This is a genomic window from Metabacillus mesotrionivorans, from assembly GCF_052171315.1.
Classification (GTDB): domain Bacteria; phylum Bacillota; class Bacilli; order Bacillales; family Bacillaceae; genus Bacillus_P.
Map to the genome: position 1 here is coordinate 23,488 of NZ_JBQMFF010000003.1, position 14,755 is coordinate 38,242.

Here is a 14,755-nt window from a genome sequence, read left to right on the forward strand (position 1 = left end):
AACTCCTTTTTCATAAAATAAGAGGCTGCTGATGATTAAGCAGCCCCTGCATTCCGGTTATTGCTGGGTGCGGTCATACCCTTTCTGCTTAATCTCAAGCCACTCCTGCAGCCCCAGACGGTCAAGCTCGGCAAGGTATTCTTTCCATTCTGACTCTGCTTTGCCAGTTGTCATCCATTCTGCACGCTTTCGATTAATATAAGCAAACAGATCGGCTTCAATCGATGAAAGTTTATCAAGCTCTTCAAGCGAGAAGAAAACCTTCGGATACGTGTTTTCAGCTTTCATATGCGGGACCATGACTTCTTTCATTAAATCCAGTCTCCATGCTGCATCATCCGGCTTAGTAGTGACAGTGCCGTAGTACTCATCCAAAATGGCAAGCGGCCCGTTAATGCTCGTTTTCTGGCGGACTTCAACCGGAGCAGCTCCCTCAAGAGGCAGATGCTTCAGCATATTCGCTGCTTCGTCAAATTCAAAGATGTTTTGCTGCTTATCATCTCCGTATGTTCCCCAGTTGTTCTGAACAGACTGCAGCGGGTCGTAGAGCTGGTCAATCCACTTCGCAGTCAGTTCAAGATTTTTGTTAGAACTTGTAATGACCATTCTTCCTCTGTCAAAGCCCATTCCGTTTGTTCTCGCAACATTTACAGTTCCATCCGGCCCTGCCACTGGAGGCATAAGGTCATATTTCTCGTTCATGCCTGTGATATTTGCTTTATCCCATGTAAAATACATGCCGTACCGCTCATCTTTTCCTTTCGCGAGATACGTATTCCAGTCATGCTCAAATGCTTCAACATCGATCAGCCCTTCTTTGTAGAGATCACTGAAGTACATAATGGCATTTTTATATCCGTCCTCAGCAGCAGTCAGGATCACTTTGCCTTCGTTGCTTACAACTGTGTGATCCCAGTTATCTCCAAGCCCGAATGCCCCGAACAAGAAGGCCGGATCCTCGCCGCCGTGATTGATGATAAAGGACATAGGGATTTCATCCGCTTTGCCGTTGCCGTTTGGATCCTGCGTTTTAAAGGCGATCAATACCTGTTTCAGCTCTTCTGTCGTCTTTGGCATCTGCAGTCCAAGCTTGTTCAGCCATTCCTTATTGATCCACGGGAAATCATCGACTGAGTGAATGTTTTCTTTCCCCGTGCCAAGCTCTTCAATCCACGGGAATGCATAAATGTGGCCGTCTGGTGCGGTCATCATCGCTTTGTATTCAGGTGATGAATCAAGCACTTTTTTCAGATTCGGCATATGCTTTTCAATTAACTCTTCAACAGGAATAATGGCCCCGTCTTTGGCAAGCTTCAGCAGGTCATAATCGCCGTAGCCCGCATCCATAATTGCATCCGGCAAATCGCCGCTTGCCATGGCAAGGTTTCTCTTTTCTGCAAACACATCGTTCGTATAGTTCTTCCACTGGATCTGAACACCCGTTTTTTCTTCCAGACGCTTATAGAGCAGTTTTTCATTTGGATCCTTCGGCGCAAGCGGCGAGCTTTGCGTGATAAACTTAAGCGTCACCTCTTCCTTCAGCGGAAAAGAGATATCCTTTAATTCATAATCCTCAGAGGATGCGACATTTTTGCTTGTGCACCCGGATAGTAATACAGCTGCAATTGCGGCTGCCCCTACAGCTTTTTTCACGTGTTTCATGACCATTTCCCCCAATGTTTGTTATTTTAATGAACCAACCATAACCCCTTTTTCAAAATACTTCTGGAAAAACGGATACATAATAATCAGCGGAAGGCTTGAAATGACAATCGCTGAATATTTGATCATCTCAGAAACCTTGGCAAGCTCAGCCATTGCCAGCTGATCGCTGATCATGCCGGGTTCAGCCTGGTTCTGAATTAAAATAGATCTTAAGACAAGCTGCAAAGGATGCATGTTCGGATCTTCCAGGTAGATCATTGCATCAAAGTATGAGTTCCACTGTCCCACAAAGGCATACAGAGCAAGAACAAAAATGATCGGTTTTGAAAGCGGTATGACAATTTTGAAGAAAATCAGGAGATCTGACGCCCCGTCCACTTTTGCCGCTTCATGCAGTTCATGGGGAATTCCCTTAAAGTACGTTCTTGCAAGTATGATATTCCACACATTTACAGCCCCCGGGAGCAAAATCGCCCAGACTGTATTCAGCATGCCAAGGTCCTTCACAACCAGATACGTTGGAATTAAACCGCCGCTGAAAAACATCGTAACCAGGAAAAACGTCATAAACGCGTTTTTCCCGACAAACCCTTTTGTCGCAAGAGGAAACGCAGCAAATATGGAAACGACAACAGTTATAAAGGCAAATCCAGCGGAGTAAAGCATCGCATTCACAAATCCCCGCACCATGGAATCATCCGACAGAATCCGTTTGTAGCCTTCAAGGCTCCAGTCAGAGACGTTAAAGGAAAGTCCCTGATTCAATAGAACCGTCGGATCCATGAAGGAAGCGATTACGACATAAACCAGCGGCACAAGAACAACAAGCACTGCCAGGCAGAGAAAAACGGCATTCAGAGACAGGATGATCCGGTCAACGCGTGTATGTTTAATCATGAAAATCCTCCTCTCGGATTAATAGAGTCCTTCTCCCTCGTTCAGTTTTTTGACCACAAAATTCACAACCACAAGTAAGATGACATTGATAACGGAGTTAAACAGGCCGACTGCAGTTGAATAGGCGTAATCTCCAGCCTGAAGGCCGATTTTGTACACGTAGGTCGGAAGAATTTCCGACGTTGGAAGGTTCATGGCTGTCTGCATTAGAAATGCTTTTTCAAAGCCGATCGCCATGATGCCCCCTGCACCTAAAATAAAGATAATAGCCATAAGCGGTTTTAAAGCAGGCAAATCAATATGAATCATCCGCTGCAGAATATTGGCCCCGTCAATCGTTGCAGCCTGATGCAATTCCGGGTCCACATTCGCAAGTGCGGCCACATAGACGATGGACGACCATCCCGCAGCCTGCCAGATGCCTGAAAGAATATAAATGGATCTGAAATATTCCGGATCGGACATAAACATGACCGGCTTGCCTGTAAGAAATGAAATGAAGTGATTCACCGGGCCTGTCGGAGCTAGAAAGATAAACAGCATCCCTACAATGACAACAACCGAAATGAAATTGGGCGCATATAAAAACAGCTGAATATTTTTCTTAATGGCCGCTCTTCTGACCTGATTCAGCATCAGAGCTAGAACGATCGGAATCGGAAATCCAAGCAAAAGCCCGTACAGACTGAGCTTAAGCGTGCTCATAAAAATTGTTTCAAAATTGGGCGAGGTCAAAAACTCCTGGAAATGCTTAAGGCCAACCCATTCGCTTCCCCAGATTCCCTTTATCGTGCTGAAATCTTTAAAGGCAATGATTGCTCCGTACATCGGAACATACTTAAATACAATTGTGAGAATAACAGCAGGCGCAATCAGCAAATACAGAAAGTAATTCTTTTTCACATACTCCCATTTGTATTTGGGTTTTGCCTCCGGCTTTATGATGACAGCGCTCTCATCTTTTGCCTTAACTGCCTCCTGCATACAGCTCCCCCCTTTACAGAAAACACATATAAGCGCTTTCATAACGTTGCAGAGATCTTTATCTGTTGTCCCTGTACATTCACTTTATCAAATGCTCCATTCAAAAAAGTTTGATTTCTTTGGAAGAAGGAGTTTAATATTTTTGGTTCTTCTAGAAAGCAAACAGATTAAACGTCTAGTCCTGCGGCTGAAGTTAGGGGGATGGACACACCTGTGCTGCTCAAAAAAACCGATCCACATAGGATCGGTTTTTTGAGTCTTTTTTATTGTTTTTTCCATAACCGCAACATAGTTCTCTTCCTACAATTTCTGCCGCTGTGACTCCGTTGCTTGTTTTGTAACAATCTTCTTTCCCTTTATTTTTGTCAAAGAGAAACAATTCAACACATAATACCGTTTTTCCTTAATTTATCGTCACCCGGTCCACCGTCAACACACCTTTAAATCAAAAGACTTATTTTAAACAACATTTTAATCCATATCCTCAAGAGCGCTGTCTATTTTCATGACCGCCCGATTAGCGGATTCTCTCACGTCTTTGCCTCCAATGCCTATTTCTTCGAACAACTCCTTCAGGGTATCGCTTATTACCGGATAGGCCGGGGAGACCGTGCGGTTTTTGGAGTACTTTAACGCCTGCTCAACAAAGATATTTTTTGGATAGACCGCAAGCTCGGGAAATGTTTTGGAGACGGAAAATCTCGCAGGCATATCACCCGTTATTTCCACATATTTTTTGGAACCTTCATAGCCCGTCATGTACTGAATAAATTCCCATGCTTCTTTCGGATGCTCTGATTTTGATGAAATTCCAAGGGCCCATCCTCCGTTTGGCGTCACCTGGCGGATGCCTTTAGGCAAGGGGGCGACACCGAAGTCCTCTCCAAGTTTAAAATCAGGATAGTTCCGTTCAATTTCCTCAAGCATCCACGAGCCGAGAACCGACATGCCGAGATGGCCTGTTACAAACGGGTCGGGAGGCATTTCTACGGAGGCAGCTTTATGAAGGTGGTAAAGATCCTGATAAAATTGCAGAGCTTCGACTGCGTTCTCCGAATTTAAATAACCGTCAGCCGTTGTTCCATCAGGACTGAGCACATCTGCACCGAATTGCCACAAAAGCGGAGTTTTGAAGTAGGCCGGTGATTCCCCGTCGCTGAACCCCTGCCCCGGGTCTATTCCAACTATTTCGTTTTCGGGCTGATTGATTTTCACAGCAAGCTCTGCCGCCTCGCTCCACGTCATCGGCTCAGACGGGTCTTCTGACGGAAGCGGAATTCCCGCTTTTTCAAACAGCTTAATGTTGTAAAAGAGGGCGACACCGGATTCAGCAAGGGGTGAAAGGTAAATTTCATCTTCAAATTTCATGCCCTCAAGTGTGGAAAAAGGAATATCCTCAAGCTGACCTTCTTTCTTCATTTCCCTGTCGATTGACCGCAGCGCACCTGCATTGGCATACAGGGCAAGATTCGGACTGTCGATGGACATCACATCAGGAGGACTTCCTGCCGCAATCTCTGTTCTCAGCCTCAGCTCATAGTCACCGTAAGGAATAGCATTCATATTGATGCGAATGCCCGGATGTGACGATTCAAAATCAGCAATCAGTTCTTTGTAAGCCTCGTTTTCAAGCCTTGTGCCATAATTTCTCCAGAAGGTTAATTCAATTTCCGCAGATTCTTCAGTCACGCCCTGACCGCTTTCATCTTTATCCTCAGAAAGGAAAAAGACGGAACCACCATAGGACCCTGCCGCTAACAACAGAACCGCAAGAACAGACAGACAGATTCTTTTTTTCATCTGTTTTCATGGCCTCCCGGTTCATCAAGGTTCAGTGCAGCTTTCCGGTATTCCGCGGGAGTCTGTCCCGTCTGTTTTTTAAATACAGTGCTGAAGTAGCCTGAGTTGGAAAATCCCGTCAAATATGCAATGTCTATTACTTTCAGTTGCTTGTCTGTTAACAGTTCGCAGGCATGCCTGATTCTAAGCTCCGTTAAATAATCACTGAAATTCTTTCCAACATGGAGTTTAAAACGCTCGGATAAGTAGGCGCTGTTTATGTGAAACTGTTCAGCAAGCGTGCTCAGCGATACTTCCTGGGCATAATTCAGCTCAAGATAGCGGCGAACATTTTCTACTATTGACAACCCGTTTGGAGATGAGCGAAAAACGTTTACATGAAGGATCACCCGGCGTGCAAATTCTGTTATGTGTTCGCTGACCATTTGATGGGATGTCAGCTCCCCTATGCTCTGCTGGCAGGTCCACATCCTTTCGTTGATTTCCGGTCTGCTCATATCGTATTTCACGGCAAGTGATTCCAGCAGAAGCAGAAGCCTGCCAGCCGTAAATGAAAAGGAAAATACAGATCTTGCTTTTGCTTCATCAAGCGTTTCATTAAGCAGCAGAATACCTTCTTTCATGCTGCCGTTTTCAATGGAAGCAGCTATTTTTTTCTCCATATGCGGGGAAAGGGCGGATGCATCCTTTTGAAGCGTTCCGTCAGTCATTTGAGGTTTTTCATCCTGAGCGCTCTGACTCCAGGCAAGCAAAGATGAGATATAGCCCGACTTCAATTCACTTACACTCACCGGACTTCCCAAGCCGATGACCGCTTCAGCACCAAGATACTTTCTGACACATGTCTGCACTTTCTTCACAATGGTTTCAGCACTGGGTGAATACGTGTCAGAGCAATGAAGAAAATGGATCATGTGTGCATAGCTCGGATCATGAAACACCGCAGTCTTTTCATACGTCCCGGCTATTTCCCTGCACATCATCCGGAATGGAAGCCATAGTTCGTTTTCGGAATCCGCAGCAGTCCTAAGATCCGCTGTAAAAAATTGAACTTTCTTCATTTGATCTGCCAGAAACCCCAGCTTGAAGTGATGGAGTCTTTTCTCCTCAAATTCAGACCACCCCTGCTTAACAAGCTGCAGTACACACTGTTCCTTCATTTCCTCAAGCTGTGTATGAACGAGCCGAGTCAATTGTTCAGATTCAAGCTTTTTCTTTTTATCCGCAGCAATATCTTCTTTCACTCTCCTTAAAGCCTCCGCGAGGTCATTTGGCGCCACAGGTTTTAATAAATAATCCTTTACTCCTTCAACCAGAGAGGAGCGAACATATTCAAAATCCGAATAACCTGATAAAACGATGACTTTTACATGAGGAAATTCACGGCTGCATCTGCCTGCAAATTCAATCCCGTCCATAACAGGCATCCGTACATCCGTTATCACGACATCCGCACATGTCTCTTTCACGAGTTCAAGCGCCTCTTTCCCATTAGACGCTTCCCCTGCAATCTCAAATCCTTCCTCTTCCCAGTTTGCTTTCATTTTTAAACCCCTGCGGATCTGAATCTCATCATCCGCCAGTATGACCTTCATCATGTATATCCCCCTCAATTCCTTTTATACATAATGCAATGCTTGTACCGGCACCTTCTTCTGACTTTATATGAAGGGAAAACCTTTCACCGCAGAAGAGCTTCAGTCTGCCGATTACATTCCTTAAACCGATGCTGTTTCCTGAACTGTTCAAAACCGTTTCAAATTCTTTCTCATCTTCCATCAGTTTTGATAGGACTTCCCTTGACATGCCTATGCCATCATCTTCTATGACAATCTTTACCTCATGATCACGCAACTCCGTCCTGATCCTGATGACCGCTTCGGTTTTTTCAATCATGCTGTATTTGACCGCATTTTCCACAAGCGGCTGAATAATAAATTTACAGATGGGAAATGAGGCAGCATCCTTGTCCTCTTCTACAATGAATGTAATAGCCCCCTCATACCGCAGCTTTAAAATCTCAATGAAGTCGCGGATGTATGCAAGCTCTTCTCCCAGTCTGACGATATCTGTCTTTGTGTTAAGAGAATACCTCATCATTCTTCCAAGATAGACGCTGACATCAAGAACTTCCTTCTGTTTATTCTGCAGGGCAAGACTTCCGATCACTTCAAGTGTATTATTTAAGAAATGGGGGTTGATCTGCAGCAGCAGTGCCTTGTATTCAGCATCTTTCCGCCGGAGATTTGCCTTAAATTCTGTTTTAATCAATTCATTCAGCTTCTCAATTGTGTGATCAAACACTTTAATGGCGTAGCCGACCTCATGGTTATGGGTTTTAATCGTCGGCATGAACTGCCTTGCACCTTCCAGATTTCCTTTTTCAACAAACTTCATGGCGTTGGTCAGCTTTCCAAGCGGCCGGACGATAGTTGACGACAGGATGTAAGAAGCAAGAATCGTCAGCAGGAAAATAACGGCGCTGATCATCAATAAGTTCCGCTGCAGCCTGTCAATTTCCGCAAACAGTTCAGCCCTTGTAATTTCGCTTACCAGCGTCCAGTTGCCCACCTTCAGTTTCTGAAAAAACACCAGATACTCTTCTCCGTTATAAGCTGTTTCAATTAAACCGTCAGACTCACTTTTCCTTTCAGTGGATAACAGCGTCCCCTTCAGAACAGATTCAGGGGTTTTCACTTTGCCTGTCAGCACATTCTCTCCTCTTCCGTCCAGCAAATAAACGCGTCCGTTTTCACCGAGCTTAATCTTTCCAAGGGCCGTCTCAAGAAGCGCTGTTGGAAAACTGACTTTAATAATGCCGGACAAATCCAGCATCTGCATATCAAAAAGAGGAATCAGATAGCTGTTCACCTCAGTTTCCCTCATCGCCTGATGAAGCTGATACTGATCCCGGTGATGACTGATCCAGCGCTTTTCCTCCCTTGTAAAATCCTTGTACCAATCTGTTTCAGCAAGCAGAGGATTATCTCCCCACGTCCCTTTTCCGCTGTTTAGAAAAACGGATATGTCCATGCCGTTTGAATTATTGATCATCATCGACGAGAGCAGCATTTTCAGCTGGTTTTTAATCAGCAGCCTCTCATCTGACGGAACAGCAGGATCACTTTCTGCACGCAGCCAGTCCTGGGTGGTCTGATTGACAAGAACCTGCTTCCCGAGATCCTCTGCCTGAGAAGTGAGCGAATCAATGTAAATCGAATACTGCTCCATCATATCAGCCGTTGAATTCTTTGTCTGATCTTCTATAACAGACGCAAACCAGGCAGGAATTAATAGAGACAGTATTAAAAACGGAACGGTCAGGAGAATTGTAAATATCATAAAAAGTCGGTTTCTAAGTGAATAAAACATGCTGCCCCCCGGTCACTCTTCGATTATTTCCTCTTCTTTTTCTTACAGTATATAACAACCAGCGCGCACCAGGGCGGATGATTTGCGTTTTTTGGGAAGCTCGGCATTTACATGAAGCTGTTTTTTTTAACAAGAAAAAAGCAGCGCTCATCTGAACGCTGCCTCCTGTCTGCTTATTTACGAATCCAAACCGCACCGGCGGAATTGTCTTTCGCTTCTCCTACTACCTGGAATTTCAGGCCGTAGTTTGGAACTTTTCGTCCTGCATCCGGAATGACATCATTGATGTAGGATCTTGAATCATCAAAGAATGTTACTCCCTTTAGTCCGTTGTAGCTGTATTCGCCGCGTGTCGGGCTGTCTACATACCATGAAGGTGACTTGTCATATGAGAATGCTACATCTGCAATCTGGTAGCGTGTCGATTGAGTAGTTGTCAGTTTGCCGTCAAGCTGGCCGTACAAAGGCAGCGGATGAGAATCTACCACTCCAAGGAAGCCTTCACCTGGATGTTCGCCGACCCAGTTGTCTGTGAAGCTGTCATCTGCATACCACACGACCATGCCTGTGTTGTATTTTGGTCCGCGTGAGAACGCAAGGGCTTTATCAGAACCTGCATAGTTTCTCCACTCAAGATAGTAGTGATGTTTAGCAAGGTACGTCCCGTCAAATGCCTGGAAACCGTTTAAAGTAAACTTCGCTGCACCTTCTGCATCATCGGTGAAAAGCTGTTCGCCGTCAGCCGTTAAAACCGCGTTGTCGAGTGCAAAACCTTCAGGTGCAAGACCTCCGTCTGTCGAGTAATCAAAGACAATCTTTACTTTTTTACCTGCGAATTCGCTCAAGTCGTATGACTTGTCGATCCATTTTCCGCCAGTTGTTCCCTTAGTTGCGTCTCCGTCTGTTACATCTCCGCCGAGGATTTCAAGAACTTTGCTTCCGTCAGCTGTTTCTGCTTTTACAGTTAAAGCATCACATGCACAGCCGTATTCGATTTCATAATTTGCTTTGAACGTGAATTCTGCACTTGTTTTGCCTGTAAGGTCAAATTCAGGAGTTTCCATTACAGTGTGTAAGTTATCACCTTTCGTACTGTGATAGTATTTTTCACCAAACTGCGGCTGGATTGTACTTTTCACTTCTTTTTCCGGAAGGTTTACTTTCACAATACCAGGGTTGTTTGACTTAGTTACACTTTGATCAATAAAAGCTGCCGTTCCTTCAGCCGTTACGTCCTTGTAGTCGATTTCGTGAATGTTGGCCCAGTTTCCGCCCATCATCGTCTGGAAAAATTCTTTATTCTGCGGAGAAAAACTTGTCGGTTCTGTTCCGGCAATCTCTCCGTTCCAGCTTCCGCCGCTCATGATGGACCATGAAGCAACCGGCTCACCCTGTCCTGAATACTGCGTATCATACTCATCAGGAAGGCCTAAATCGTGTCCGAATTCATGGGCAAAAACGCCGACTGCCCCGTCTTCAGGCTGGATAGTGTAATCAAATGCAGCCATATTACCGCCCCAGTAATCCACATCAGCCTCTGTGCCAGGTACAGGGAATACACCGTCAAGTGTCCAGCGGTGTGACCAGATTGCGTTGCTCTCAAGCTTTCCGCCGCCTGCTTCCTGGCCTGTTCCCGCATGAACAATCATCAAGTGGTCTACAAGGCCGTCCGGCTCATTTTGATTGCCGTCACCGTCAAGGTCATAAAGATCAAATACATCATAGTCTGCAAGATTCATACCTGATGCTGCTGCAGCTTTAAGAGATTCTTTTACTAGATCACGGGGTCCAAGCGGGGCAAGATTATCGTGTCCCCCTGCAGAATTATCGTCCCCGTAGTCAGCTGCTTTTCCCGGAACCGTAAGCCACTCAGAAACTGTACCGTCTACTGTATAGCTTCCGCCGGACTGCTCTTCATAGAATTGCTTAAAAGTAGGAACTTTTTTTCCGTCCAAAAGCTGAAACGGCTTGTCCCCGAACAGCATGTTTTCATAATGCTCTTTGCTGAAATCATTTGAATACATGTAGCCTTCTTCTTTACTAATATTGTTGTGTTTAAAATCTTCAAACTCAACAAGCAAAATCAAAACCTTATCTTCTCTTACTGCTCCTTCATAATTTGCTTGTCTAGCAGGTTTCACGTTAACAAAGCCGTCTTTTTTGCCTTTTTTCAGCTTATCATGACCTTTAGTGAGCTGCTTTGTGAGCTGCTCTTTTTGTTTCGTTAAAAAGTCTTTTGACTTTTCATCCAGATCATATTCTGCATGTGAATGACCATCTTCTGTATGCAGATCGGCAGCAGGTTTTTCACCTTGCTTTTTTTCAATATAGTTTTTAACAGCTGCGGCAGTCTCTTTGTCGCTCGCCTTTTTTGGGATGATTCCCTGTTTCTTCAAAGCGTTAGCCAGGCGCTCTTCATTTATGATATTCATATCAATCGGCGCAGACAAAGCCGTTTGTGTGTCTTCCTGCACTGGCTGCTTGGCGAAAGCTGCCGGTGCAAACAGGCCTGCCGTCAAGCTTGCAGCCAGAATCGACGTTCCAAGTTTCTTGCTCCAGTTATTCAAGTGCGGTCCCCTCCCAATTTGTAAGAACATGTAGAATTTTCTGTTTTTTCTACACGTATAAAGATACCATACTATGAAAAACTTGGAATTGGCCTATATCCCTATAATCGGAAATATTTTACTAGTATAATAGATCATCCGAATGGAAAAAGAACTGAAACAATGGACCTATATTAATCTGAAGGCATGAAGGAAGAAGGAAGCATAATCCATCAGCCACCCCCAGAAAATCCGCCTTTTCATTCAATAGTGTATTGAAATAGACGATGCTTGGAGGGAAACGATGGAGTCCTACGTAAAAGATTCTCTGCAAAAATGGAAAGAAGACATGCTGCAGCAAAAAAACGAAATTGATGCTGAGTACGAGAAAGTTAAAAGCGAACTTCAGCTGTATTCCTATAAGTTCGGCATTACGAAACAAGTGATTCAATCCACGATTAATGACGAAATCATCAGCACAATCAAAACCACTTACCAAAAGCCGTTTGAAGAAAAATTCAATGAACTGAAACTGTACATAAAAGAATTGGATGAAAAGCGAAGAGTTTATCAGATGTTTGTTGAGAAGATTGAAAAAGTAAGCGAGACAGACGAAAATTAAGCAGAAATCCCTGTGGCGGATTTCTGCTTTTTTTTGTGTAGCAAAACGTCTGTTTTTGGGGAGGTACGTTTTCCGGTTTGAGATCATCAAACTGCCTTACACCTCTTTTGAGGGCACTATTCCCTCAGTTCAGAACCACCAAACAAGCTTTCCCTCTCTCTTGAGGGCACTGTTCCCTCTGTTCGGAACCACCAAACAGGCTTTCCCTCTCTCTTGAGGGCACTGTTCCCTCTGTTCGGAACCACCAAACAGGCTTTCCCTCTCTCTTGAGGGCACTGTTCCCTCTGTTCGGAACCACCAAACAGGCTTTCCCTCTCTCTTGAGGGCACTGTTCCCGCAGTTCGGAACCACCAAACAGGCTTCCCCTCTCTCTTGAAGGCATATTCTCACTGTTCGGGATCATCAAACAAACATCACTGCTCTTTTGAGGGTGCTTGTTTGCAATACATCGTCCTTTGACATGACAGCATGCACCGATTCTGAAACAAGCAACATCACCTTTTCAGAAATAGAAAAAAAGCCGGTCTCCCGGCTTTAATGAAGATACTTTCCATGATCAGGAATGGCCAGCTTTTCAAAGTCCCTGCTCAAAAGGGCAAGGCCGTCACGCAGTTCTTCTCCTGAAACAGGCACACCATGTCCTGTAATTGCTGTGGAAGGCTTTAAGGATTCGAGTGTTCTGACAGATTCCCATGCTGCCTGACAGTCCGTCGTGAAATATCTGGGCGGACCTGAGATTTCCTGTTTTTGTGTAAACACTTTATAGAGGGAGTCCTGCCTCACGGTTACAAACGCATCCCCTGCTAGCAGCGTTCGGTCGGATTCTCTGAAAAATGAGACATGTCCCGGTGTATGGCCGGGAGTATGGACCCATTTCCAATCTGAAAGTCCAGGAATCATTCCATCTGGTTCAAACGGCTTGACCCTGTCTTTAAGATTGATGGATTCGTTCGGGAACATTTTCGAGAGTTTCGCGACCATTCCGCCTTCTGCACTTGGGTCCGGTTCTGGATAATCTTTCTGGCCTGTTAAAAATGGGATTTCCAGTTCGTGGGCATACACCGGCACCTGCCACTGTTCAACGAGTTCTACAATTCCTCCCACATGGTCAAAATGCCCATGTGTCAGCAGAATCGCTTTTGGAGCAGCATCAACTCCGCCATGTGCTTCGAACGCTTTTTTAATCGCGTCTGCAGAGTGGGGCATCCCTGCATCAATGACATACCAGTCTTCCCCGCTTCTCATAAATACAACGTTTACCACCTGATTTGTATAGCAGTAAACCCCGGGAAGCACATCAATTTCAAGTCCGCTCATCACAGATGTTACCGGGATGAACTTATGCTCAAAGGGGCTCTCCATGTTATCGTCCATCGCTGATACCTCCTGATTTTCATTCAAGAAGTTAGTATCCTCACGATCCTGACAATCTATTCACATACAAGAACCTGTCTAGAGAACATCTGTTTTCTGACCGTGCATCTGTCGATGATGGCAAAGCCGGCTTCAAGAATCATGTGATCCATCGTTTCACTCGTGACAATGACTGCACGATCTGCAATGCGTCTTGCATGCCTGATGATATCAAGCTGCTCCTCAGGGGTAGCATGTGTATAAAGATTGTAAGGCATATCGATGATGGCCGCGTCATATTTTCCATTTACCTCTTCAATAGGAGATACTTTCACATCACACTCATAGCCAAAATGGGCAATATTTTCTCTGGAGCCATCCACGACAAGAGGGTTGATATCACGGCCGACAATGTCAATTCCCATTGAAAGAGCTTCAACGAGTACTGTTCCTATTCCGCAGCAGGGGTCGATTGCCTTTACTCCGGCAGGATGCGGGACCGCAATGTTAGCCGCTGCTCTGGCAACTCTGGTACTGAGAGCGGTTGAATACTCCCGAGGCTTTTTCACATGGTGCAGATATACAGGTTCGGCTTTTGTATAGTTTCCGAAATACCAGCGTCCTTCGTGTACTGTAATCCCAAATATCTGATCAGGATTCCGGACATCTGCATCTGCTTTAAACGGCCAGCCAACTCTGCGTTCAATCTTCCGCCGTTCATCATAGCTGATTTGTTCTGGTTCATCCAGGTCATTGATTTTCAGAAAAATGATCTTAAAAGTGTTCGTACCGATATCAATCTTGCCAACCTGCTGAACGATATCCTCTACTTCATTTCCTTCATATAAAATCTCTATGCGCTCTTTCATAAAAGGGCTTCTGCTTGGATCAATGCAGATGCTGCTTTTCAGGCAGTATCCATCCGGCTGAACGCCAAAAAAAGACCGCATTTCAAGCTTGCATAGTTCAAGCTCTTCTTTTGTGCTTGCAAACGTATAAATATAGGCCGGTTTCCGGCTTTGATTCTGCAATCATTTCCCATCCTTTAGCGTTAAAAATATGCGTCTATAAAACCATAGCTGTATTCTAAAAGAAAAGCAATTCTTCCGGCGCGTAAAAATGACTTTCCAGGAGAATCCTACCGATAAAAGGAGAGTGATTGATCAATGAAAGATAAACACACTCAAGATCAAACGTCCGAAGGATTAAATCAAATTTTTGAAATCATAAATGCAAAAGGGGATCAAGGAGAACTGACAGACATTGTGAATCAGGCTGACGAGCATCTCCTCTGCAGCGACGACCTATTCGACCGGCAGCTTTTTGCGATCGTGGACGATACTGTCAGCGAAAAGGAAGAATAGAAAAGCATGGGCCATATAAGAGAACTAAAAAATCCGAACTGATTGATTGTTGAATAGTTCGGATTTTTTCTAATGGATCAGCTTTCTCGGTTCCTTATGACTCTTCAGCTCTCTCGCAACCGCACGAAGGGTGCTTTCCACGCTTCTTATGA

11 protein-coding genes are annotated in these 14,755 nt (G+C 44.8%); 2 read left to right on the forward strand and 9 right to left on the reverse strand.

Annotated features, from left to right (window positions below):
• Nucleotides 1-57 precede the first annotated feature (57 nt).
• From ACTSEZ_RS10085 to ACTSEZ_RS10115, 7 genes are all read right to left on the reverse strand, one after another.
• Entirely contained in the window at nt 58-1,662 is a 1,605-nt protein-coding gene (locus tag ACTSEZ_RS10085; RefSeq protein WP_369734115.1) for an ABC transporter substrate-binding protein, read from the reverse strand.
• A 21-nt stretch (nt 1,663-1,683) separates the two neighbouring features.
• Nucleotides 1,684-2,562, reverse strand: coding sequence for a carbohydrate ABC transporter permease (locus ACTSEZ_RS10090; protein WP_369734116.1), 879 nt, complete (start codon nt 2,560-2,562; stop codon nt 1,684-1,686).
• 18 nt (nt 2,563-2,580) lie between these two features.
• Entirely contained in the window at nt 2,581-3,546 is a 966-nt protein-coding gene (locus tag ACTSEZ_RS10095) for an ABC transporter permease (protein WP_369734117.1), read from the reverse strand.
• A 471-nt stretch (nt 3,547-4,017) separates the two neighbouring features.
• Nucleotides 4,018-5,346, reverse strand: coding sequence for an ABC transporter substrate-binding protein (locus ACTSEZ_RS10100; protein WP_369734118.1), 1,329 nt, complete (start codon nt 5,344-5,346; stop codon nt 4,018-4,020).
• On the reverse strand, nt 5,343-6,944 hold the full coding sequence (locus ACTSEZ_RS10105) for a response regulator transcription factor (protein WP_369734119.1): 1,602 nt from the start codon (nt 6,942-6,944) through the stop codon (nt 5,343-5,345). Before ACTSEZ_RS10105 ends, ACTSEZ_RS10100 begins: the two co-directional genes overlap by 4 nt.
• Nucleotides 6,919-8,688 carry a cache domain-containing sensor histidine kinase gene (locus ACTSEZ_RS10110; RefSeq protein WP_369734120.1) on the reverse strand — a complete coding sequence of 590 codons (1,770 nt, stop codon included), beginning with the start codon at nt 8,686-8,688 and terminating at the stop codon, nt 6,919-6,921. The genes ACTSEZ_RS10105 and ACTSEZ_RS10110 overlap by 26 nt, the downstream gene beginning before the upstream one ends.
• Before the next feature lie 203 nt (nt 8,689-8,891).
• Nucleotides 8,892-11,285, reverse strand: a complete 2,394-nt coding sequence (locus tag ACTSEZ_RS10115) for an immune inhibitor A domain-containing protein (RefSeq protein ID WP_369734121.1) — start codon at nt 11,283-11,285, stop codon at nt 8,892-8,894.
• Nucleotides 11,286-11,568: 283 nt separating this feature from the next.
• On the opposite strand from ACTSEZ_RS10115, the gene ACTSEZ_RS10120 reads away from it, so the two are divergent.
• Nucleotides 11,569-11,886 carry a hypothetical protein gene (locus tag ACTSEZ_RS10120; RefSeq protein WP_029283903.1) on the forward strand — a complete coding sequence of 106 codons (318 nt, stop codon included), beginning with the start codon at nt 11,569-11,571 and terminating at the stop codon, nt 11,884-11,886.
• Between the two features lie 534 nt (nt 11,887-12,420).
• On the opposite strand, the gene ACTSEZ_RS10125 is transcribed toward ACTSEZ_RS10120, so the two are convergent.
• Together ACTSEZ_RS10125 and ACTSEZ_RS10130 are read right to left on the reverse strand one after the other, a co-directional pair.
• A complete protein-coding gene (locus ACTSEZ_RS10125; protein ID WP_369734122.1) occupies nt 12,421-13,260 on the reverse strand; it encodes an MBL fold metallo-hydrolase in 840 nt (279 codons plus the stop codon).
• Nucleotides 13,261-13,316: 56 nt separating this feature from the next.
• Complete coding sequence (locus ACTSEZ_RS10130) at nt 13,317-14,270, reverse strand: TRM11 family SAM-dependent methyltransferase (RefSeq protein ID WP_369734123.1); 954 nt, start codon at nt 14,268-14,270, stop codon at nt 13,317-13,319.
• Nucleotides 14,271-14,405: 135 nt separating this feature from the next.
• On the opposite strand from ACTSEZ_RS10130, the gene ACTSEZ_RS10135 reads away from it, so the two are divergent.
• On the forward strand, nt 14,406-14,603 hold the full coding sequence (locus ACTSEZ_RS10135; protein WP_369734124.1) for a hypothetical protein: 198 nt from the start codon (nt 14,406-14,408) through the stop codon (nt 14,601-14,603).
• Nucleotides 14,604-14,755 lie beyond the last annotated feature (152 nt).